We start from the raw sequence: 20671 nt of genomic DNA on the forward strand, positions 1-20671 counted from the left end.
TCCAGGGTCCGCTTGCGTTGATCAAATCCGAGGCATAGAATCTCCCAAAACGGGAGAGCATTGCGAATGCGGGTCATCGCCAAAAGCACGCTGGTGAAGTTCTGGGAGGCGCCTGGGCATGAAGAGGCTAAAGCCCCTCTGGAAAGCTGGCATGACACCGTGCTGAAGGCCGCCTGGAAGACACCTCAAGAGGTGAAAGACCAGATTGGTAATGCCAGCATCTGCCGCAACAACCGCGTGGTGTTCAACATCGGCGGTAACAAGTACCGGCTGGTTGTCGAGATGCAGTATCGAGCCGGTATCGCCTGGGTGAAGTTCATCGGCACGCACCAGCGCTACGACGAGATAAACGTGGAGACGATCAATGAATATTAAGCCTATCCGCAATGATGAAGACCTTCATGCCGCCTTCCGACGGCTTGAGGCTATCTATCAGGCCGAAGCCGGAACACCGGAAGCCGACGAGATGGAAGTGCTTGTGACCCTGGTCGAGGTGTATGAGAACAAGCACTATCCGATCCAGGCCGCTGACCCGATCGAGGCGATTAAATTTCGCATGGATCAGCAGGGGCTGACCCCGCGCGACCTAGAGCAGTACATCGGGCCGAGCGGTCGCGTATCGGAGGTTCTGAATGGCAAGCGGCGCTTGAGTTTGGCCATGATCAAGCGTCTACACGACGGGCTGCGAATTCCTTACGAGTCACTCCTCTCTGGAACCGCTTAACGAAAAGCAGGCGTGACCGGCGTTTTTGTTAGAAGGATAGAGCTGATGAGCACTATGTTGCAGCACCGGGGCTACTGCTGTGCAAGCGGAAGGTCCCGCTACCGTAGTCGCTGACTGCGGTAATTTTATGAGCTCCCACACCAACAATTACACCCGCAGGTAGTCAACTGTCGGGAAATCACCCGCGTTAGCCTCAGCCACTCACCCGCAGCAGGGTATTAGCGGCGAAGACGTATTTTTTGCTGGGTGAGGTCATTGATGAATGACCCGGAGTCGCCTTGCAGGGCCACGCGTGTTGCACGATAGAATGAAGTCCAGCGTGAGCAGTGCAGATCGCGTAGCTTGCGATAAGCCCATTGCCAACTGTTGGATGAGCGCGAAATTGTCGGGGCCATCGTTGATACCTCAAAGTTGTCGCTTTGATGGGATGTTAGAAAATCAGTGGCACTAATTAATCATGCGGCGGATAAGACAAGCAAGGATGTGTTGGTATCGATTTTGGAATAAAAACTACACGAAGGTTCTAAGTGAACGCAAGTGAAAAGCGCGAGATAGAGCGTCTGGATGGGTCTTATCAATTCATTTGAATGGTGGTCGGTAAATATTTAAATCCTGTCGAGGTGATGGCTCTTTAATGGCCTTCTTAGTTTTTTTTAGAATATAAACCAGGTTTTATATTAAATTCAGGAGTTTCAATGAGCGATGAGATTGATATTCACGAACCCGAGCATGATCACTTGCTTGATCATGAGTTCTACGAAAACGAGCACGCGGTTGAAGAGGAAGTGCAGCCGCTGTATGACGATGAAAACGGTGCGGACGATGTCTGGGAGGATGATCTGGATTGATTTACCAGGCGGGTACCAGCACCGTTACTGATGGCATTGGGTGGCAGCCATGGCGGCCCGGGCGGCGGCCAGCGCATGCGCTGAACCCTGCCGGGTAGGAGCAGGGCTTGCCCGCGAAGCAGACGCCGCGGTGAATCTGACAGATCGGGGTGAGCCCTTTCGCAGGCAAGCCTGGCTCCTACAAACTCTCGCGATAGGGATTACGCGGATCATGCGTCCAATCCAGAAACGGCTTGCCGGTGTCCTGCACTTGCATCTCGATGCAGTCCTCGACCGGGCAGGTGATCTGGCACAGATTACAACCCACGCATTCCTCCTCGATCACTTCATAGCGGTGCGTGCCATCAGGTTCGGCGATACTGGCGATGGCCTGGTGCGAGGTGTCTTCACAGGCAATATGGCAACGCCCGCAACCAATGCACGCCTGCTCGTCGATATGGGCAATGACCTGGTAGTTGATGTCCAGGTTCTTCCAGTCGGTGGTATGGCTCACCGCAAGCCCGGAGAAGTCGCTGATGCGTGCGTAACCCTGGCTGTCCATCCAGCGCGACAAGCCATCCTTCATGTCTTCGACGATGCGAAAGCCATGCAGCATCGCCGCCGTGCACACCTGCACCGCGCCGCTGCCCAGGGCGATGAACTCGGCTGCATCGCGCCAGCTGCCAATTCCGCCGATCCCGCAAATCGGCAGGCCACGGGTCTGTGGATCGCGGGCGATTTCGGCGACCATGTTCAACGCGATCGGCTTGACCGCTGAACCGCAGTAGCCACCATGGGTGCTCTGATCGCCAACGATGGGCAAAGCGACCATGCGCTCAAGGTCCACGCTGGTGATCGAATTGATGGTGTTGATCAGCGACACCGCATCGGCCCCGCCGCGAAACGCCGCCCGCGCCGAATGGCGGATGTCGGTGATGTTCGGCGTAAGCTTGACGATCACCGGTAGCGAACAATGTTGCTTGCACCAGCGCGTCACCTGCTCGACATACTCCGGCACTTGCCCGACCGCCGCGCCCATGCCGCGTTCCGGCATGCCGTGGGGGCAGCCGAAGTTCAGCTCGATGCCGTCCGCGCCGGTGGCTTCCACCAGCGGCAGAATGGCTTTCCAGGACGCTTCCTCACAGGGCACCATCAGTGACACCACCAGCGCCCGGTCCGGCCAGTCTTTCTTGACCTGGGTGATCTCGCGCAGGTTGATCTCCAGCGAGCGGTCGGTGATCAACTCGATGTTGTTCATCCCCAACACTTCGCGGTTAGGCCCGTAGTGCGCCGAATAGCGTGACGACACGTTCACGGCCGCCGGGTCCTCGCCCAGGGTTTTCCAGACCACGCCACCCCAGCCCGCTTCAAAGGCGCGGATCACGTTGTAAGCCTTGTCGGTCGGCGGCGCGGAGGCCAGCCAGAACGGGTTGGGGGCTTTGATGCCGGCGAATTCAATCGACAGATCGGCCATTTATGCAGCCTCCACATTGAGCATCAATTGGGCATGGATGGCTTCGGCGGCCAGCTTGCCGTGCTGCACGGCCTGCACCGTGAGGTCCTGGCCGAGCGCGGTGCAATCGCCACCGGCATAAATGCCGGGGACGCTGGTGCGCAGCTGTTCATCGACCTGCAACCTGTCGCCGTCGCGGGCCAGTGAGCGGGCCAGCGAGTCGATCAGGGCGCCGTCGTCGAAGGTCTGGCCGATGGCCTTGAAGATGGCGTCGGCCGCCAGTTCGAAGGTTTCACCGGTGTCTTGCAAGCGGCCATCGACCAGCCGGGTACGGGCAAACCGCATCCCGCGCACTTGGCCCGCGTCGTTGAGCAGCACCTGCTCGGGCCGGGCCCAGGTCAACAGGCGCACCTGGTTGTCCCGGGCAATCGCCTGTTCATGCTCGGTGGCGCCCATGTCGGCATGGCCACGGCGGTACACCAGGTTCACATCGCGGGCGCCGAGGCGGGCCATTTGCACGGCCATATCGATGGCGGTGTTGCCGGCGCCGATCACGATGCAGCGGTCGGCCAGCGGCAACTGGCTGAGGTCGTCGCTCTGGCGCAGTTCGCGAATATAGGTGGTGGCCGCCAGCACGCCGGGGGCGTCTTCATCGGCCATGCCCAGCGCGCGGCTGGCAGCCAGGCCGATGGCCAGGAACACTGCGTCGAACTGCTGATGCAGCTCGCTCAGGCTCAAGTCCGTTCCCAGGCGTTGGCCATGGCGAATTTCGATGCCGCCGACCTCGAGTAAAAAGTCCACTTCTCGCTGGGCGAAATCATCGACCAATTTGTATTTGGCAATGCCGTACTCGTTCAGCCCGCCGGCCTTTTTCCGCGCCTCAAAGATCACTACGTCATGGCCATGCAGCGCCAACCGGTGCGCGCAGGACAACCCCGCCGGCCCCGCGCCGACCACGGCAATGCGCTTGCCGGTGGCCGCCGCACGCTGGAACGGGTGCTCGCTGAAATGAGCATTGTCCAATGCATAGCGCTGCAGTTGGCCGATCAACACCGGTGCGCATTCCTGATGGCTGTTGCGCACACAGGCTTGCTGACACAACACTTCGGTCGGGCACACCCGCGCGCAACTGCCGCCAAGGATATTGGCCGAAAGAATCTTCTGTGCAGCGCCCTGAACGTTCTCCTGCTGGATATTGTGAATAAAGGACGGGATATCGATTTCACTCGGGCACGCATTCACGCAGGGCGCGTCATAACAGTACAAACAGCGCGCGCTTTCCAGGGCGGCCTGGCGGTGGTTGAGGGGAGGGGCCAGATCGCCGAAGCGATCGGCCAGCGTCGCTGCCTCGGCACCGGGCCTGGGCAAATGGTTCAGAGAATCGATCACGGTGATGACCTCATTTCAGTCGTTACGCTCTACGGCGCTTGGTTTGTTGTGTTCGGCGCGTTTGTTCAGCAGGTCGAATACCGCCGGATAGGCGGGGCGCTCGATATAGCGCCCGGCACCGCGCTCGGCGCGCAGGTCGCCGTTGGCCCAGACCAGCCGGCCCTGGCTGATGGTGTAGCTGGGCACGCCGCGCACGGTCTTGCCTTCGAAGATGTTGAAGTCCACTTGCTGGTGGTGCGTGGCGGCCGAGATGGTGCGAGTGCCGTGCGGGTCCCAGAGCACCAGGTCGGCGTCGGCACCGACGCGAATCGCGCCTTTGCGCGGGAACAGGTTGAAAATCTTCGCCGTATTGGTAGAGGTCAGGGCGACGAAGTCGTGCATCGACAGCTTGCCGCTGTTGACGCCTTCGTCCCAGAGCACGGCCATGCGGTCCTCGATGCCGGCGGTGCCGTTGGGGATCTTGCTGAAGTCGTCGCGGCCGACAGCTTTCTGTTCGGCGCAGAAGCAGCAATGGTCGGTGGCGGTGGTGTGCAGGTTGCCCGATTGCAGGCCTTGCCACAGGGCTTCCTGGTGACCACGGGGGCGGAAGGGTGGGCTCATCACGTAGCCGGCGGCGGTTTGCCAATCCGGGTGGCGGTACACACTGTCATCGAGCAACAGGTGCCCGGCCAGTACTTCGCCGTAGACCGGCTGGCCCTTGGCGCGGGCGTAGCGGATTTCATCCAGCGCCTCGCGGGTCGAGACGTGCACCAGGTACAGCGGCGTGCCCAGGGTTTCGGCAATGCGAATGGCCCGGCTGGCCGCTTCACCTTCAACCTGCGAGGGGCGCGACAACGGATGGGCTTCCGGCCCGGTCATGCCCTGGGCCATCAGCTTGCGCTGCAGGTGATAGACCAGCTCGCCGTTTTCCGCATGCACAGTAGGCACCGCGCCCAGCTCCAGGCACCGCTCGAAACTGGCGACCAGGGTGTCGTCGGCGGCCATGATCGCGTTCTTGTAGGCCATGAAATGCTTGAAGCTGTTGACCCCATGCCGGGCAACCAGCTCAGCCATTTCCTCGCGGACCTGTTCGCTCCACCAGGTAATGGCGACATGAAAACCGTAGTCGGACGCGGACTTTTCCGCCCAGCCGCGCCATTGATGAAAGGCTTCGAGCAGCGACTGCTGCGGATTGGGAATCACGAAATCGATGATGGAGGTGGTGCCACCGGCAAGGCCTGCCGCCGTACCGCTGTAGAAGTCCTCACTGGCGACCGTGCCCATGAAGGGCAGTTGCATATGGGTATGCGGGTCGATGCCACCGGGCATCAGGTACTGGCCGCTGCCGTCGAGCACGTCGCAGCCCGAAGGGGTGTCCAGGTGCTCGCCAATGGCCTGGATCAGGCCGCCGACACACAGCACATCCGCACGATAAGCTTCTTCGTGGGTGACCACGGTGGCCCCCCGGATCAACAGCGTCATACCGAGTTCCTCGCAGGCTGGGCCGACTGATGCCGGCTCTTGGTGTCGTACAGCGGACGTGGTTCCCGTCTTGGCTGTCAAGATTGGAATCTAGTTGCCCGTTGGGGAATCGGCAAGGCCGTCCGGAATAAACTTATAACCTTTTGAAAACCCCGGTTTACAAGGGCCTGGAGGCATTTGGCAGGCGCAGGAAGTGACCAAAGGCAGGCTGACTGCCTTGACAGGTTGCAGAAATAGTCAAGATTTCTTCATGGGTATTCCTGCGTACCACTCCTGGAGCGGCCACATGCAAACGACTCATTCGCGCGTTATCGAGCAACACGGCCTGATGGAGTTGGAGACGGGGAGCGACGTGCTCGACAGCCCGCGCTACAACCACGACATCGCGCCCACCAAAGTTCGCGAGCGGACCTGGAACAAGTGGCATATCACCGCGCTGTGGGTCGGCATGTCGATCTGCGTGCCCACCTACACGTTGGGCGGTGTGTTGACCGCTTATTTCGGGCTGAGCGTCGGCGAGGCGTTGGTGGCCATTCTGCTGGCCAATATCGTGGTGTTAGTGCCGCTCACCTTGAATGCCTTCCCCGGCACCAAGTACGGGATTCCCTTTCCGGTACTGCTGCGCTCCTCGTTCGGCATCATTGGCTCCAACGTGCCCTGTTTGATCCGGGCGCTGGTGGCCTGCGGCTGGTTCGGCATCCAGACGATGTTTGGTGGGTTAGCGATTCACCTGTTCCTGGGCTCGCTGTCGGCGGACTGGAAAAGCCTGGGCGGCACCGGCGAGGTGATTGGCTTCATGATGTTCTGGGCACTGAACCTGTGGATCGTGCTGCGCGGCGCCGAGTCGATCAAATGGCTGGAAACCCTCTCGGCGCCGCTGTTGGTGCTGGTCGGCGCCGGGCTGCTGGTGTGGGCACTGCCGAACGTTTCGATCAGCGAACTGATGGCACAGCCGCCCAAACGGCCCGAGGGCGCCAGTGTCACCGGCTACTTTTTTGCCGGCCTGACCGCCATGGTCGGCTTCTGGGCGACCCTGTCGCTGAACATCCCGGACTTCAGCCGCTACGCCAAAAGCCAGAAAGACCAGATTCTGGGCCAGATCATTGGCCTGCCGCTGACCATGTTTCTGTTCGCCGCCCTGGGCGTGATCATGACCGCGGCCTCGGCGTCGCTGGTAGGCGAAACCGTCTCTGACCCGGTCACCCTGATCGGGCATATCCAGAGCCCGGTCTGGGTCGCCCTGGCCATGGCGCTGATCATTATCGCCACGCTGTCCACCAACACCGCCGCCAATATTGTCTCGCCCACCAACGACTTCCAGAACATCGCCCCCAAGCGGATCGGCCGGACCAAGGCGGTGCTGCTGACCGGCGTGGTGGGGTTGGCGCTGATGGCCCATGAACTGCTCAAAAAGCTCGGCTGGCTGGTTTCCGATGTCAGCCTTGAAACCCTCTACTCGAACTGGCTGCTGGGCTATTCGAGCCTGCTGGGACCGATCGCCGGGATCATGGTGGTGGACTACTTCCTGATCAAGAAACAGCGCCTTGACCTGGCCGGGCTGTACCGCGATGACATATACCCCGCCTGGAATATGGCCGGCTTTATCGCCTTCGGCGTGCCGGTGGTGCTGACGCTGCTGTCGCTGGGCAGCCCGGTATTCAGCTGGTTCTACGACTTTGGCTGGTTCACCGGTTCCGCCCTGGGCGGGCTGCTGTATTTCGGCGTGTGCAGCCTGCGTGGTGCGCGCGCGAGCGGTCAGGTCAAGCCTTTCGTTTGAATACACCCAAAGGGCTCAAGACCCTGAAATTTGCCCGAGGAGATGTCCATGGAATCAGTCACCCAGGTTCTGCAATCCAGCCAGCGCCACATCAACGGCGAGCGCCTCTGGGGCTCGCTGATGGCGCTGGCCAGGCTCGGCGCCACGGTCAAGGGCGGGGTCTGTCGTCTGGCGCTGACCGACCTCGATCGCCAGGCTCGCGACCTGTTCGTGCAGTGGTGCGAGGAAGCGGGTTGCACCGTCAGTATTGATGCCGTCGGCAATATCTTTGCCCGCAGGCCCGGGCGCAACCCGGAGCTGCCGCCGGTGATGACGGGGAGCCATATCGACACCCAGCCCACCGGTGGCAAATTTGACGGCTGCTTCGGTGTGCTGGCCGGGCTTGAAGTGATCCGCACCTTGAACGACCTGGGTGTGGAAACCGAGGCGCCGCTGGAGGTGGTGGTCTGGACCAACGAAGAAGGCTCGCGCTTTGCGCCGTGCATGATGGGCTCGGGGGTCTTTGCGCAGAAGTTCACGCTGGAAGAGACGCTGGCCAAGGTCGATGCCCAGGGGATCACCATGGGCGATGCGCTCAACGCCATTGGTTATGCCGGCTCTCGCACACCGACCGGTCATGCGGTAGGGGCGTATTTCGAAGCGCATATCGAACAAGGGCCGATTCTGGAAGACCAGCACAAGACCATTGGCGTAGTGCTGGGGGCGCTGGGGCAGAAATGGTTCGACCTGACCTTGCGCGGCGTCGAAGCTCACGCCGGCCCCACGCCGATGCACCTGCGCAAGGATGCCCTGGTGGGTGCCAGCGTGGTGGTCGGCGCCGTCAACCGCGTCGCGCTGGCACACCAACCCCACGCCTGCGGCACCGTGGGTTGCCTGCAAGCCTATCCGGGTTCGCGTAACGTCATCCCCGGTGAAGTGCGCATGACATTGGATTTCCGTCACCTGGAACCGGCCCGCCTGGATTCGATGATCGCCCAGGTGCGCGGCGTGATCGAAAGCACCTGCAAGCAACATGGCCTGAGCTATGACCTGGTCCCGACTGCCGACTTCCCGCCGCTGTATTTCGAGCACGGCTGCGTCGAGGCTGTGCGCAGCGCCGCCCACGGGCTGGGTCTGTCGCACATGGACATCGTCAGTGGGGCGGGGCATGACGCGATCTTCCTCGCCGAGTTGGGGCCAGCGGGGATGATCTTCGTGCCTTGCGAAGGCGGGATCAGCCACAACGAAATCGAAAACGCCGACCCCGAGGACCTGGCGGCAGGGTGTGCGGTCTTGTTGCGGGCGATGCTCGCCGCCTCTGTGGCGGTGGCGGACCGGTTGGCGGCGTAGGGCGTAGGAGCAAGGCTTGCCTGCGATGGGGCGCGCAGCGGCCCCAGGGTCTGCTTCGCAGCCCATCGCAGGCGAGCCTTGCTCCTACAGCGCCGGGTTTGTCAGTTCCGTTGGCTGAGCTGGGTCGACACCTGCTGCATCAAGTGCTCTACCCACCGTTCGGCCTTTTCCGCGGCACCCTGTACGAGCGCTTCGGTCAGCGCCAGGCGTGTCTGCCACATCTTCATCGCCAGGGTGCTGTCCGGTTGATGAGCCATCGCCAGGGAATTGAGCGCGACGAGAGGGGTGTAAAAACGAATCAACGGCTTGTTGCCGGTCAGCTCGGCCAGCTTGGCGTGAAACTCGTTCGCCAACCGTATCGCAATCGCGACCTCTTGCCGTTCGGCATACTGACGCTCGCGCAGTGCCAATGCGCGCAATGCGCTGATCTGCGCATTGCCAAGGTTGCCGGCCAGGGCGACAGCAATGCAGCGCTCGGCATGGCGGCGGGCCTGTACTGTCTGGGCCAGCGCGGCGGCGTCGAGCGTGATCAATCTGGCAACCCGGCCGGAACGCTTTTCGATCAGGCCTGCGAGGCTCAAGCGCTCCATCACATGGGCCACCGTGCCGCGGCTCACCCGGTAGGCCCGGCCGATCCAAACCGCGGTCAAGACTTGGCCGGGGATCAGGCGCTGGTCGAAAATGGCCTCAAGAATATCGGCATGGACCTCGTCGGCGCTCATTCGCCGGCTGGCGGCGCGCAGGCGCTGGGCCTGCGAGAAGGATAAAACGTTGGACGAAATCGAAGCGGTGCTACCCATCATTCAGGCATGCTCCTGTGGTGTGAATCGGTTCATTCGCTGTCCGGGATAGTCAATTGCACGTCCAGCCGCAGACCTTCCTGGACGATGTGCTGGCGCATGCATTCGCTGGCCTGGGCGCTGTCCTTGTTGCGAATGGCGCGGACCAGCGCTTCGGTTTCGTCCAGGCGTGCCGCCAGGTGCTCCGGGGAGTTACGCAGGTTGGCGGTGCACTGCTGCAACGCCACCCGGGTTTGCTGCACCATGCTGTGGAAAATCGGGTTGGAGGTGAGGGCAAACAGCTGCTCGTGGAAGTCGATATACGCTTGCATACCGGCTTGGTTGTCTTCAGCTTCCAGTGCTTCGCGCATGTCCATCAGCATCAACCGCAGCTGACCGACCTCACGCTGGCTGATCGACTGGGCAACCAGCCCGACAATAAAGGGCTCCAGGGTGTAGCGCAGTTGCAGGACGTCGGCCAGGGTCGCGTCGGCCACCGCGCTCGCAGCCGGTGGGGCGACCACAGCTGGCTCGTTCAGCACCATCACGCCTTTGCCCGGCATGCTGCGCACCAGCCCCTGGGTTTCCAGCACGGTCACCGCTTCGCGCAGGCTGGGCCGGCTGATGCCCAGTTGCTCGGCCAGTTCGCGCTGGCCGGGCAGCATGTCGCCCGAGCGCCATTGGCCCTGGGCGAGGGCCTGCCGGAGTTTTGCGACGACTGAATCGACGACGGTCGAGGAGGTAATCACCTTGATCTTCCTGTGTTAGGCCGACACAGGGAGGGTTCGTCCCTCCGCAGTCGGGAATCAGAATTGTTGTTGATGTGGCTGGGCCGATCCCTTGCGAGGCTGGAAGCTGAAGCCGTCCTTGCCCCCCAGCACGTTGTTGGCGCGCTGCACATCAATGTCTTTTTCCCATCGGGCGATGGCCACGGTGGCGACGCAGTTGCCGATCAGGTTGGTCAGTGCGCGGCCGATGCCCATGAACCAGTCCACCGCCAGCACCAGCACCAGGCCGACCACCGGGATCGCCGGCACCGCCGTGAGGGTAGCGGCGAGGATCACCAGCGCCGAGCCGGGAATGCCGTGGGCACCTTTGGAGGTAATCAGCGACACCAGCAGGATGGTCAACAGGTCGGTCATGGCCAGTGGCGTGCCGGTGGCGTTGGCGATGAACACGATGGCCAGGGTCAGGTAGATCGAGAAGCCATCGAGGTTGAACGAGTAACCGGTCGGGATCACCAGGCCAACGGTGGAGCTGCCAATCCCCAGATGTTCAAGCTTGCGCATCACTTGCGGCAGCACAGCGTCGGAGGACGCGGTGCCCATGACGATGGTCAACTCTTCGCGCAGGTACTTCAAAAACGGCAGCAGACGCAAACCGGACAAGCGCATCACGCTACCCAGAATGAGCGCGACGAACGCTATGCAGGTGATATAGAACAGCCCTACCAGACTGCCCAGGTGCTGCAGCGACTGGACGCCGTACTTGCTGGTGGTAAAGGCAATGGCGCCGAACACGCCGATGGGCGCCAGACGCACGATCATGCCCATGATGCGGAAGATCACATGGCTCAGTTCGTTGATCAGCCGGGAAATGCCAGAGGCGCTTTCACCGACCAGGTTCAAGGCACTGCCGAACAGCACCGCAAACAGCAGCACCTGCAGAATGTTGTTGTCGGCAAAGGCACCGATCACCGAGGTCGGGATCAGGTCCATGATAAAGGTCGAGGCGCCGTGGATCTGTTTGGTCCGTTCGGCGAGGTCGCCCATGTCCGCAGGGTTGAGTTGCTCAAGATGGATGTTGGCGCCGCTACCGATGCCGGTGGCATAGGCGCAGATCAGGCCGATCACCAGGGCGATGGTGGTCAGGACTTCGAAATAGAGCACCGATTTAAGGCCGATGCGGCCGACTTTCTTCAAGTCGCCGGCGCCGGAGATACCGCTCACCACCACGCAGAACACGATCAGCCCGATCAGCATCTTGATCAGTTTGATAAAGCCATCGCCAAGGGGTTTCAGTTGGGAGGAAAACTCTGGGAAGCTGAGCCCGCAAATGATGCCAAGCATCAATCCGAGTACAACCTGGAGGAAAATCGAGCGTGAGCACCATTTGAGCATGGGAGGATCTCCAGTCGGTGTCTGCCTGGCGCGTGGCCAATGGCGAGGACTTAATTATTGTGGTCTTACCGGTATGTCCAGTGCTGGCCGATTCTAGGTCTTCCGAGCGGGAGAAAACAAGCGAATTTATCCAAATGACCTTACCGGTATGACCAGTTGTACTCAAAGCAATAACCAGGCCATCCCGGCTGCCGCGGTCCGTCTGTAGGAGCGGACCCGGCCGCGATGGGCCGCGCAGCGGCCCCAAAAGTCAGTGATATCTGCGGCGCAGGGTGCGTCTGCGGTCAGTTTCGGAATCGCCGGGGTCTGCTTCGCAGCCCATCGCGGCCGGGTCCGCTCCTACATCTGAGACCTCTTTCAGTGCTTTTGATCGCGCAAAGCACCAAAGCCGGTCAGGCCTTGCTGCGCGGTTTGACCACTCGCTTGCCGCCGGTTGCGCTGCTTTTGCGCTTTTTCTTCCACGGCGCAGCGCCTTTCCCGGCCGGGCTGGCCGGGCCGCTGATGGTCATGCTCAGGCCGGTGCAGCGAGCGACCTGTTTGCTCATCCAGGCAGACTGCTTGGCGACAAATTCCTCAAGGCTCATTTCTCCGCTCTGCACCATGTCCAGCGCCTGCTCCCAGATGGCGGTGGTGCCAGGGTCGGCAATGGCGCGCGGTACCGCGTCGATCAGGCTGAAGGCCGCCGGCGTTGCGCACAGTGCCTTGCCTTGTTTGATCAGATAGCCGCGGTCGAGCAGGCCCTGGATGATGCCAGCCCGCGTCGCCTCGGTGCCAATGCCGGTGGTGTCCTTGAGCTTTTGCTTGAGCAGCGGGTCATCCACCAGTTTGGCGACGTTTTTCATCGCCTTGATCAGGTCGCCTTCAGTGTAGGGCTTGGGCGGTTGTGTCCAGAGGTCCTTGAGATTGACTTCGAGCACCGCGCAGTCCTGGCCTTCGCGAAGGGTTGGCAGAGGTTGTGGCGCAGGGGCCTCGCGGCTCTTGGCCGGGGTCAGGGCCTCGGGTAGCGCGCGCCGCCAACCGGGCTCGACGATCTGCTTGCCCACCGCACGCAGGGCCTGACCTGCACACTCGAAGTCGGCCTGGGTTCGGTCGTATTCGTGGTTGGGCAGAAACTGCGCCAGGTAGCGCGCGCGGATCAGGGTGTAGACCGCGCGGTGTTTGCCGGTCAAGCGGTCCAGCGCCTGGGCCGCGGCGGTGGGGATGATGCCGTGGTGGGCACTGACCTTGGCGTCGTTCCAGGCCCGCGAGCGCCGCTGTGGGTCGAGGTGCCTGGTCAGTTCGGCAAGGCTTGGGTCGGCGCGCCCCAGTGCCGCCAGGATGGCTGGCGCCTCGCTGTGCTGGCTGATCGGTAGATAGCCGCAGTCGCTGCGCGGGTAGGTGATGACCTTGTGGGTTTCGTACAGCGCCTGAGCGATATCCAGTGTTTCCTGGGCGCCGAGCCCGAGCTTTTTCGAGCAGACTTCCTGCAAGGTGCCGAGGTCGAAGGGCAGGGGGGCGGCCTCGCGGATGCGCTCGGTGCGAAGTTTTACCAGACGCGCATGGCTGGCAGCGCGCATCGCCTCGGCGGCCTGCTGGGCCAGGGCTTGATTGAGGCAGCGGCCTTGCTCGTCGCAGACATCGGTAGCCGCGCGCCACTGGGCGCTGAAGGCAGCACCTGCGCTGTGCAGCACCACATCGATGGCCCAGTACGGGACCGGCACGAAGTGGGCGATGCTGCGGTCGCGATCCACGACCAGGCGCAAGGTGGGCGTTTGCACACGGCCGACCGGAAGCACGCCCTGATAGCCCGATTTACGCCCCAGCAAAGTGAATAGCCGGCTCATGTTCATACCGATCAACCAATCGGCGCGCGATCGTCCCAACGCCGAATGGTAGAGGCTGAAGGTGTCGGCGCCAGGCTTGAGGGCGGCCAGTGCCTTGCGGATCGAGGCGTCGTCCAGTGCCGACAGCCAGAGCCGCTGGATCGGCCCGCGATAGCGGCAATGGTCGAGCAGCTCACGAGCGATCATCTCGCCTTCGCGGTCGGCGTCGGTGGCGATGACCAGTTCGCTGGCTTCACCCAGCAGGCGCTTGACGGCCTTGAACTGGCTGGCGGTTTTGGGCTTGACCTGCATCTTCCATTTTTCCGGGACGATGGGCAGGTCTTCGAGCACCCAGCGCTTGTAGCGCGCGTCATAGGCATCCGGCGGGGCAGTTTCCAGCAAGTGGCCGATGCACCAGGTGACCGTGACGCTGGCGCCGACCCAGCAACCCTCACCCCGCCGATGGGCGCCGAGCACCTTGGCAATGTCTTTGGCCTGGGAAGGTTTTTCGCAAAGAAACAGCCGCATGGTTCCATCGTTCAATCGGGGGTGAGCTGCATAGAATGCGCAGAATAGAGATCACAGGCAAGCTTTATCTGTATATCCATACAGCAAAATGTTTTCAGTCAGGTTTCTTCTATTAACAGGGGGTTGGTTATAGCCAAAACCAATCATCGGCATCAGCTTTGCCAATGAGCGTTGCCCCGGATCAATGGTTAGGATTCTCCCCATCAACTTTTCAACCCCTGAAGGAGAGTCACCCGATGCCTATCATCAACAGCCAAGTCAAACCGTTCAACGCTACTGCTTACCACAACGGTCAGTTCGTTCCCGTTTCTGATGCTGACCTGAAGGGCAAATGGTCGGTCGTATTCTTCTACCCGGCCGACTTCACCTTCGTTTGCCCAACCGAGCTGGGCGACCTGGCTGACAACTACGCCGAATTCCAGAAACTGGGCGTGGAAATCTACGGTGTGTCGACCGACACCCACTTCACCCACAAAGCCTGGCACGACACCTCGGACACCATCGGCAAGATCCAGTACCCGCTGATTGGCGATCCGACCCACGTGCTGTCGCGCAACTTCGACGTGCTGATCGAAGAAGCCGGTATCGCTGACCGTGGCACCTTCGTGATCAACCCTGAAGGCCAGATCAAGATCGTCGAGCTGAACGACGGCGGTGTTGGCCGCGATGCATCCGAGCTGCTGCGCAAAATCAAGGCGGCCCAGTACGTTGCCGCTCACCCGGGCGAAGTCTGCCCAGCCAAGTGGAAAGAAGGCGAAGCCACTCTGGCGCCGTCGCTGGACCTGGTCGGCAAGATCTAAGGCCTTGACCCAGCCCTGGGCGGTTATCCGCACCTGACTCGCATCACCGCCCTCCAAAACGCCCGGGCGAGCCATCGCTCGGGCGTTTTTTGTTCACCGAATAAAGGAAATCGCCCGTATGTTGGACGCCAATCTTAAAGCCCAGTTGAAAACGTACCTGGAACGGGTCACGCAACCGATCGAGATCGTCGCCTCCCTTGACGACGGCGCGAAATCCCGCGAGTTGCTGGGCCTGCTGCGTGAAATCGCCAGCCTCACACCTCTGATCAGCCTGAGCGATACCGGCAGCGATGCCCGCAAGCCGTCGTTCTCCCTCAATCGCCCCGGCGCGGATATCAGCCTGCGTTTTGCCGGTATCCCCATGGGCCACGAATTTACCTCCCTGGTGTTGGCACTGCTGCAAGTGGGCGGTCACCCGTCCAAGGCCAGCGTCGAGACCCTGGAGCAAATCGCCTCGCTCAAAGGCGAATTCAATTTTGAAACCTACTTCTCGCTCTCGTGCCAGAACTGCCCGGACGTGGTGCAGGCGCTGAACCTGATGGCGGTGCTTAACCCGAACGTGCGCCATGTGGCGATCGACGGCGCATTGTTCCAGGCCGAAGTGGATGCCCGCCAGGTCATGGCGGTGCCGAGCGTCTACCTCAATGGTGAAAACTTCGGCCAGGGCCGCATGGGCCTTGAAGAGATTCTGGCGAAGATCGACACCAGCACTGGCGAGCGTCAGGCCGAGAAACTCAACGCCAAGGATGCCTTCGATGTGCTGGTGGTCGGTGGTGGGCCAGCCGGTTCTGCGGCGGCCATTTATGCGGCGCGTAAAGGCATCCGTACCGGTGTTGCCGCTGAGCGGTTCGGCGGCCAGGTGCTGGACACCATGGCCATTGAAAACTTCATCTCCGTGCAGGAAACCGAAGGGCCGAAACTGGCCGTGGCGCTGGAAGAACACGTCAAGCAATACGACGTCGATATCATGAACCTGCAACGCGCCCAGGCGCTGATCCCCGGTACCCACGGTGCCCTGCACGAAGTGCGCTTTGCCAGCGGTGCATCGCTCAAGGCCAGGACGGTGATCCTCGCTACCGGTGCCCGCTGGCGCGAAATGAACGTGCCAGGTGAGAAGGACTACCGCAATCGTGGTGTTGCGTACTGCCCGCACTGTGATGGTCCGCTGTTCAAGGGCAAGCGTGTGGCGGTGATTGGTGGCGGCAACTCCGGTGTCGAAGCGGCCATTGACCTGGCGGGTATCGTCGCCCATGTCACCTTGCTGGAGTTCGACGGCCAGCTGCGTGCCGACGCCGTATTGCAGCGCAAGCTGCACAGCCTGCCGAATGTCACCGTGATCACCAGCGCCTTGACCACCGAAGTGCTTGGCGACGGCCAGAAGGTCAATGGCTTGCGCTACAAGGATCGCAACAGCGATGAACTGCGCGATATCGCACTCGAAGGCATCTTTGTCCAGATCGGTCTGTTGCCCAACACTGATTGGCTCAAAGGCACTGTCGAGCTGTCGCCACGCGGTGAGATCGTGGTGGATTCCCGTGGTGAAACCAACGTGCCGGGGATTTTCGCAGCGGGCGACGTGACCACCGTGCCGTACAAGCAGATCGTGATTGCGGTGGGCGAGGGCGCCAAGGCGTCGCTGGCGGCATTTGACCACCTGATCCGCACCTCGGCGCCAGCCTGAGTGGTGCTGTGGGAGCGGCGCCAGGGTCGCTCCCGGAAAAAGATCAGCACAGGCCGGTCAGCGCCCCGGCCACATGCTGCGCAACACCCCATCCCTGCGCACCAGCCCATGAAATAGCGCAGCCGCCACATGCAGCAGCACGGTGGCAAACAACAGGTAGGCCAGCACGCCATGCAACATGCGCAATACGGCGTACAGGCGCAGGTCGTGGGGCAGCAGCGCCGGCAGTTGCAACGGGATCGGGTAGCCGCCTGCCGAGAGCATGCCCCAACCTATCAGCGGCATGGCGAGCATCAACCCGTACAGCATCCAGTGCGATCCCTTGGCTGCCCAGCGCTGGGCGGTGGGCATGTCGTCCGGCAAGGCCGGGCTGCCGAGAGCCAGCCGCGTGGCCACACGCACCAGCACCAGGACCAGCAGGGCCAGACCAATGGCCTTGTGCAGGTCAATCAACAAGGTGCGGCGCGGTGACAGGTCGGCAACCATGCTCACGCCGACAAACAACATCGCCATGATCAATACCGCCATCAGCCAATGCAGCAGGCGGGCCAAGGGGTGGAAACGGGTGGACGGCTGCTGGTTCATGGCTTGGCTCCCAGGTGTGCCGCCTCGCGGCTGCGACGGTTGAAGGATTCGGCGTAGGCGGCAGAGCGGGCGGCAAGAATCGGGTCGTTGGACGGTTCAATGCCACGGGGCAGGATCAGCGGGTCGAAGTTCAGGTCGCGGCAGACACCTTGTTCAGGCGCCTCGACCTGCTCGATCACCAGCGTGCCAGCGTCCACCTTGCGACGCCCGGCTGGCCACAAATGGGAAGGGTCGTCCAGCGGATCACCGGGCTCGGCCAGGGTCAGCATCAGCTTCCAGTGCAGCGGGCCTTGAGAGAGTCGCTGTTGCAGGTCGTGCTGGAGAAATTCCTTGTCGTCGACCTGTGCCGGCAGCGCGGCGAACGGCGTTTGCGGCACCATCTGCCAGCGTACGTAATGGGCCGTGCCAGCGGCATCCATCAGGCGAAAGGCGTTGATGCCGTGGTAGCTGGAACTGGCAAAACTATCAGACGGCTTATAGTCCTTGGCCCATTGACGAAAAGCTGCGCTTTCCGGGTGCTGGGCAAAAAAGGCCTGCATTTTTGCCGGGTCGGGTTTGCCAGTGGCAGGGTCCGGGGTCATGGCCAGCATTTGCTGGTAGAAGCCCTCGACTGTGCTGACGGCCAGCACCGGCGGGGTGTTCATGCCGCTGCGCCAGCGCTGGCCGTCGTCGGTGCTGAACTGCACGGCCAGGCTGCGGGTGGCGACGCTGGCGTCGGCACTGAAAGGATTGGCGCCGCCGATGGCGAAGCGGCCGATCACCGGCACCTTGGGCTGGCTGAACACCCGGGCGCTGGACAGCGGCTCGGCCAGGCCGCTGCTCCGAAAATAGCCGCTGACACACAGGCCCTTGGCGTGGTTCTTTCGATAGCCGGGGTAGTGCCCGGCCTGGTCTTCGAAGGTGTCGATGATGCGCTGGGGCGTCAGGCGCTCTGGGCCAATCCAGCCGGCGACGTAGGCGAAACCTGCGCCCAGCGAGGCGACGCCGAGGCCGATGGCGGCCAGGCGCAGGGTGCGGGCGCGACCTTGTAACGGAATACTCATGGACGGCGATCCGATCAGTGAATGAGCCGGTACGACGCTCGGCGGCAGACTTTATTCCAAGGCTGTGGAATAAACTTCGGCCTTGAGCGTCTGCCTCGTACACTGACCGCCTGCAGGCCCCGACCCCAACGATGAATGACCTGAACGACGACCAATTGCGCGACATGCTCCAGCGCCTGCGCCGCTTTGCCTTGTGGCTGACCCGCGAGGCCAGCAGCGCCGACGACCTGGTCCAGGCCACCGTGGAGCGCGCCCTGAGCCGCCGCGCCCAGCAGCAAAGCGACGACAGCCTGCGCGCCTGGTTGTTTTCGATCCTCTACCGACTGTTCCTCGACGGTAAACGTCGGGAGCGTCGGCATGCCCGCTGGTTGTCCTGGTTCAGGCACGATGAGCCGCTGGGCAGCAATACCGAAGATATCGTGCTGGCCGAGTCGGGTCTGGCGGCGTTCGCCCGGCTGTCCGCCGAGCAACGGGCGTTACTGCTGTTGGTCAGTGTCGAGGGCCTGAGCTATAAGGACGCCGCCCTGGCCCTGGATGTGCCGATGGGTACGGTGATGTCGCGCTTGTCGCGAGCGCGTGCAGCACTGCGTGAACTGGCCGAGGGCAGCGCAGCGCCTGCGGCATTGAGGAGGTTGAAATGAGTCGGTTGATCCCGTCTGAAGATGAATTGCATGCCTATGTCGATGAGCTCCTCGACCCCGAGCGCCGTCGCGAGGTCGAGCTTTACCTGGCGGCCAATCCCGCGCAAGCCGCGCGGATCGAAGGCTGGCGGGCCGATGCCAGGCGACTGCGTACCGCCCTGGCGGGCCTTGCCGAACAGCCGCTCAATCCACGACTCGACCCGCGTGTGGTGCGCCGCGAGCTGCGTCAGCGTCGGCAACGGCGCTGGGCCAGCGCCGCGATGCTGCTGGTGGCCTTGGGTATCGGCGGGCTGGGCGGCTGGCAGGCCCGCGAGTCCATCCTGAGGGCCAGCAACCCGCCGATGGCCGATGCCGTGCAAGCCCATCGGTTGTTCGCTCATGCCTCCAGCCTGGACCTTTCGGTAGAGCAACCGGCGCAGTTGCAGGCCTGGCTCGGTAAACATTTCCGCCATGCCGGCCAACTCCCCGACCTGTCGGCGTACGGCTTCACCCCGGTGGGCGCGCGCTTGCTCAGCAACGAACAAGGCCCTGCGGCGCTGCTGCTGTTTGAGGATGCCAAGGGCGAGCGCATCAGTCTGTTTCTACGCTCACCCGGTGAGCGCTATGCGCGCATGCCCAGTGGTGAACGGGTCGATGGCCAGTTGCAGGCACGTTACTGGTCCCAGGGTGCCTACAATTACGCACTGGTCAGCGACGTGTCGGACCGTCGTGCGGCTCAGCTGCGCACGGCGCTGGGTATTGCTTTGTAGGCATTCAGGATCGGTGGTTGCGCAGGCGTCGATCCAGCGTGAACGTCTCGGCGCTGAGCACGGCTTTGACCGATTCCATGTGCATCGGGTTGAACAGGTAGTTTTGGCTGTGCGGCATGATTGCGCTGGGAATCGGAAGTAGCAGGGCTGTGCCTGCCTTGAGAAAACTATCGCCCACATCCTTGGTGTAGCGAGTGTCGGATTGCCAACCTGTTCCGAGGGAGGGAGCAGGGGCAATACTGACCTCGTCGGGGACTTCAACCCTTAGCAGTTGCAGTGTTTCGGGAAAGTCTTCCTGATCCACCTCCAGGTGAACGAGTATTTCCAGCATCGCCCCGGCGGGTGTACCGGCCAGATAGACCGCCGGCCGACCGGCTGTGTGCCAACGGCCACCGGCCAGAAAACCACCTCGGCCGGTCAAATCGGTAAATGCGCTTATTCTCCAAAAAATCAAAAGGCAAATCCTTCTGCCAGTTGAATCAACATTTCCTCGACCTGACGGGTGCCTTGAATAGTCGACAGCATGGCCATGGGGCTTCTGCCCGAGAACCGGTCCTTGGGCTTGGACAGCCAACGCTTGGCCTTTTCATCGTTGCCGAACAGCACATCGGCCATCGCCGTGATATGAGCGGCGCGGAACAACCGGTCACTTTCATCCACCGTCAGTCGCTGGTCTTTGGCAATACGGGTTTTCAGGGTCTTGAGTGGAATGATCTGATCGCGCTCCAGCGGCGTGACATCGCCCTGGTCGCAGAGCTGCATCAGTCGTGCGGCGGCGAAGCCCGACTGAATCATTTCGTGGATCTCAAGTTCGGTGGCGTTAGCCGGAATCTGTAACAGCGACTCCAGGCGAGCCCGGTAGGCGCCGTAGGCAGGTTCTCGCATGATTTCGGCAAACATCGCTGGCGCTCCTGACGCGGCATTTGCCGAGTAGTATCGGGCATATGCCGCTTTATTGAAAGCCCAGAGCGGCGACTGTGGGT

20 protein-coding genes are annotated in these 20671 nt (G+C 61.9%); 9 read left to right on the forward strand and 11 right to left on the reverse strand.

Translation table 11 applies throughout. The annotated features are described in order from the left end of the window. The first annotated feature begins 66 nt into the window (after nt 1–66). The 3 genes from GUY40_RS00165 (at nt 67) to GUY40_RS00175 (ending at nt 1572) form a co-directional block, all read left to right on the forward strand. The gene (locus GUY40_RS00165; protein WP_166566915.1) at nt 67–375 is read left to right on the forward strand and encodes a type II toxin-antitoxin system HigB family toxin; all 309 of its coding nucleotides are present in this window, start codon (nt 67–69) and stop codon (nt 373–375) included. Next, nucleotides 365–724 carry a type II toxin-antitoxin system HigA family antitoxin gene (locus GUY40_RS00170; RefSeq protein ID WP_166566916.1) on the forward strand — a complete coding sequence of 120 codons (360 nt, stop codon included), beginning with the start codon at nt 365–367 and terminating at the stop codon, nt 722–724. The genes GUY40_RS00165 and GUY40_RS00170 overlap by 11 nt, the downstream gene beginning before the upstream one ends. A 695-nt stretch (nt 725–1419) precedes the next feature. Then, nucleotides 1420–1572, forward strand: coding sequence for a hypothetical protein (locus GUY40_RS00175; protein ID WP_166566917.1), 153 nt, complete (start codon nt 1420–1422; stop codon nt 1570–1572). A gap of 178 nt (nt 1573–1750) precedes the next feature. Here GUY40_RS00175 and preA read toward each other — a convergent pair whose 3' ends face one another. Genes preA through hydA form a run of 3 tightly spaced genes read right to left on the reverse strand, consistent with a single transcriptional unit; the run spans nt 1751 to nt 5854 of the window. Next, on the reverse strand, nt 1751–3025 hold the full coding sequence (gene preA, locus GUY40_RS00180) for an NAD-dependent dihydropyrimidine dehydrogenase subunit PreA (RefSeq protein ID WP_166566918.1): 1275 nt from the start codon (nt 3023–3025) through the stop codon (nt 1751–1753). Beyond that, complete coding sequence (locus tag GUY40_RS00185) at nt 3026–4393, reverse strand: NAD(P)-dependent oxidoreductase (protein ID WP_166566919.1); 1368 nt, start codon at nt 4391–4393, stop codon at nt 3026–3028. A 15-nt stretch (nt 4394–4408) separates the two neighbouring features. Then, nucleotides 4409–5854 carry a dihydropyrimidinase gene (hydA, locus tag GUY40_RS00190; protein WP_166566920.1) on the reverse strand — a complete coding sequence of 482 codons (1446 nt, stop codon included), beginning with the start codon at nt 5852–5854 and terminating at the stop codon, nt 4409–4411. A 286-nt stretch (nt 5855–6140) separates the two neighbouring features. On the opposite strand from hydA, the gene GUY40_RS00195 reads away from it, so the two are divergent. Then, nucleotides 6141–7631, forward strand: coding sequence for an NCS1 family nucleobase:cation symporter-1 (locus GUY40_RS00195; RefSeq protein WP_166566921.1), 1491 nt, complete (start codon nt 6141–6143; stop codon nt 7629–7631). A 48-nt stretch (nt 7632–7679) separates the two neighbouring features. Continuing rightward, nucleotides 7680–8960, forward strand: a complete 1281-nt coding sequence (locus tag GUY40_RS00200) for a Zn-dependent hydrolase (protein WP_166566922.1) — start codon at nt 7680–7682, stop codon at nt 8958–8960. A gap of 101 nt (nt 8961–9061) precedes the next feature. On the opposite strand, the gene GUY40_RS00205 is transcribed toward GUY40_RS00200, so the two are convergent. The 4 genes from GUY40_RS00205 to GUY40_RS00220 all read right to left on the reverse strand — a co-directional run bounded on the left by GUY40_RS00205 (nt 9062) and on the right by GUY40_RS00220 (nt 14189). After that, nucleotides 9062–9763, reverse strand: coding sequence for a GntR family transcriptional regulator (locus GUY40_RS00205; RefSeq protein ID WP_166566923.1), 702 nt, complete (start codon nt 9761–9763; stop codon nt 9062–9064). A 29-nt stretch (nt 9764–9792) separates the two neighbouring features. Further along, nucleotides 9793–10488: a FadR/GntR family transcriptional regulator gene (locus GUY40_RS00210; RefSeq protein ID WP_166566924.1), complete on the reverse strand. Its 696-nt coding sequence runs from the start codon at nt 10486–10488 to the stop codon at nt 9793–9795. Between the two features lie 57 nt (nt 10489–10545). After that, nucleotides 10546–11859: a C4-dicarboxylate transporter DctA gene (locus tag GUY40_RS00215; RefSeq protein WP_166566925.1), complete on the reverse strand. Its 1314-nt coding sequence runs from the start codon at nt 11857–11859 to the stop codon at nt 10546–10548. 392 nt (nt 11860–12251) lie between these two features. Continuing rightward, nucleotides 12252–14189: a DNA topoisomerase III gene (locus GUY40_RS00220; protein WP_166566926.1), complete on the reverse strand. Its 1938-nt coding sequence runs from the start codon at nt 14187–14189 to the stop codon at nt 12252–12254. Nucleotides 14190–14425: 236 nt separating this feature from the next. Here GUY40_RS00220 and ahpC point away from each other — a divergent pair, with 236 nt between their 5' ends. Together ahpC and ahpF are read left to right on the forward strand one after the other, a co-directional pair. Further along, nucleotides 14426–14989: an alkyl hydroperoxide reductase subunit C gene (gene ahpC, locus GUY40_RS00225; protein WP_166566927.1), complete on the forward strand. Its 564-nt coding sequence runs from the start codon at nt 14426–14428 to the stop codon at nt 14987–14989. Nucleotides 14990–15107: 118 nt separating this feature from the next. Next, nucleotides 15108–16670, forward strand: coding sequence for an alkyl hydroperoxide reductase subunit F (gene ahpF, locus GUY40_RS00230; RefSeq protein WP_166566928.1), 1563 nt, complete (start codon nt 15108–15110; stop codon nt 16668–16670). Between the two features lie 57 nt (nt 16671–16727). On the opposite strand, the gene GUY40_RS00235 is transcribed toward ahpF, so the two are convergent. After that, entirely contained in the window at nt 16728–17255 is a 528-nt protein-coding gene (locus GUY40_RS00235) for a cytochrome b (protein WP_166566929.1), read from the reverse strand. Next, nucleotides 17252–18298: a catalase family peroxidase gene (locus tag GUY40_RS00240; protein WP_166566930.1), complete on the reverse strand. Its 1047-nt coding sequence runs from the start codon at nt 18296–18298 to the stop codon at nt 17252–17254. The genes GUY40_RS00235 and GUY40_RS00240 overlap by 4 nt, the downstream gene beginning before the upstream one ends. Before the next feature lie 131 nt (nt 18299–18429). Here GUY40_RS00240 and GUY40_RS00245 point away from each other — a divergent pair, with 131 nt between their 5' ends. Further along, complete coding sequence (locus tag GUY40_RS00245; RefSeq protein ID WP_166566931.1) at nt 18430–18939, forward strand: sigma-70 family RNA polymerase sigma factor; 510 nt, start codon at nt 18430–18432, stop codon at nt 18937–18939. Then, on the forward strand, nt 18936–19688 hold the full coding sequence (locus GUY40_RS00250) for an anti-sigma factor (protein ID WP_166566932.1): 753 nt from the start codon (nt 18936–18938) through the stop codon (nt 19686–19688). The genes GUY40_RS00245 and GUY40_RS00250 overlap by 4 nt, the downstream gene beginning before the upstream one ends. Before the next feature lie 4 nt (nt 19689–19692). Here the strand turns inward: GUY40_RS00250 and GUY40_RS00255 are convergent, their stop codons facing one another. Next, the gene (locus tag GUY40_RS00255; protein WP_166566933.1) at nt 19693–20142 is read right to left on the reverse strand and encodes an RES family NAD+ phosphorylase; all 450 of its coding nucleotides are present in this window, start codon (nt 20140–20142) and stop codon (nt 19693–19695) included. After that, nucleotides 20139–20588 carry an antitoxin Xre/MbcA/ParS toxin-binding domain-containing protein gene (locus GUY40_RS00260; protein ID WP_166566934.1) on the reverse strand — a complete coding sequence of 150 codons (450 nt, stop codon included), beginning with the start codon at nt 20586–20588 and terminating at the stop codon, nt 20139–20141. The genes GUY40_RS00255 and GUY40_RS00260 overlap by 4 nt, the downstream gene beginning before the upstream one ends. Nucleotides 20589–20671: the final 83 nt, after the last annotated feature.

The sequence above is a fragment of the Pseudomonas sp. R5(2019) genome, assembly GCF_009905435.1.
In the GTDB taxonomy this organism is placed as follows: domain Bacteria; phylum Pseudomonadota; class Gammaproteobacteria; order Pseudomonadales; family Pseudomonadaceae; genus Aquipseudomonas.

Bases quoted from the DNA above. Each gene is read 5' to 3' on its own strand.
- GUY40_RS00165 (WP_166566915.1), top strand. From the start codon at position 67: ATGCGGGTCATCGCCAAAAGCACGCTGGTGAAGTTCTGGGAGGCGCCT.
- GUY40_RS00170 (WP_166566916.1), top strand. From the start codon at position 365: ATGAATATTAAGCCTATCCGCAATGATGAAGACCTTCATGCCGCCTTC.
- GUY40_RS00175 (WP_166566917.1), top strand. From the start codon at position 1,420: ATGAGCGATGAGATTGATATTCACGAACCCGAGCATGATCACTTGCTT.
- preA (WP_166566918.1), bottom strand. From the start codon at position 3,025: ATGGCCGATCTGTCGATTGAATTCGCCGGCATCAAAGCCCCCAACCCG.
- hydA (WP_166566920.1), bottom strand. From the start codon at position 5,854: ATGACGCTGTTGATCCGGGGGGCCACCGTGGTCACCCACGAAGAAGCT.
- GUY40_RS00195 (WP_166566921.1), top strand. From the start codon at position 6,141: ATGCAAACGACTCATTCGCGCGTTATCGAGCAACACGGCCTGATGGAG.
- GUY40_RS00200 (WP_166566922.1), top strand. From the start codon at position 7,680: ATGGAATCAGTCACCCAGGTTCTGCAATCCAGCCAGCGCCACATCAAC.
- GUY40_RS00205 (WP_166566923.1), bottom strand. From the start codon at position 9,763: ATGATGGGTAGCACCGCTTCGATTTCGTCCAACGTTTTATCCTTCTCG.
- GUY40_RS00215 (WP_166566925.1), bottom strand. From the start codon at position 11,859: ATGCTCAAATGGTGCTCACGCTCGATTTTCCTCCAGGTTGTACTCGGA.
- GUY40_RS00220 (WP_166566926.1), bottom strand. From the start codon at position 14,189: ATGCGGCTGTTTCTTTGCGAAAAACCTTCCCAGGCCAAAGACATTGCC.
- ahpC (WP_166566927.1), top strand. From the start codon at position 14,426: ATGCCTATCATCAACAGCCAAGTCAAACCGTTCAACGCTACTGCTTAC.
- ahpF (WP_166566928.1), top strand. From the start codon at position 15,108: ATGTTGGACGCCAATCTTAAAGCCCAGTTGAAAACGTACCTGGAACGG.
- GUY40_RS00235 (WP_166566929.1), bottom strand. From the start codon at position 17,255: ATGAACCAGCAGCCGTCCACCCGTTTCCACCCCTTGGCCCGCCTGCTG.
- GUY40_RS00240 (WP_166566930.1), bottom strand. From the start codon at position 18,298: ATGAGTATTCCGTTACAAGGTCGCGCCCGCACCCTGCGCCTGGCCGCC.
- GUY40_RS00245 (WP_166566931.1), top strand. From the start codon at position 18,430: ATGAATGACCTGAACGACGACCAATTGCGCGACATGCTCCAGCGCCTG.
- GUY40_RS00250 (WP_166566932.1), top strand. From the start codon at position 18,936: ATGAGTCGGTTGATCCCGTCTGAAGATGAATTGCATGCCTATGTCGAT.
- GUY40_RS00260 (WP_166566934.1), bottom strand. From the start codon at position 20,588: ATGTTTGCCGAAATCATGCGAGAACCTGCCTACGGCGCCTACCGGGCT.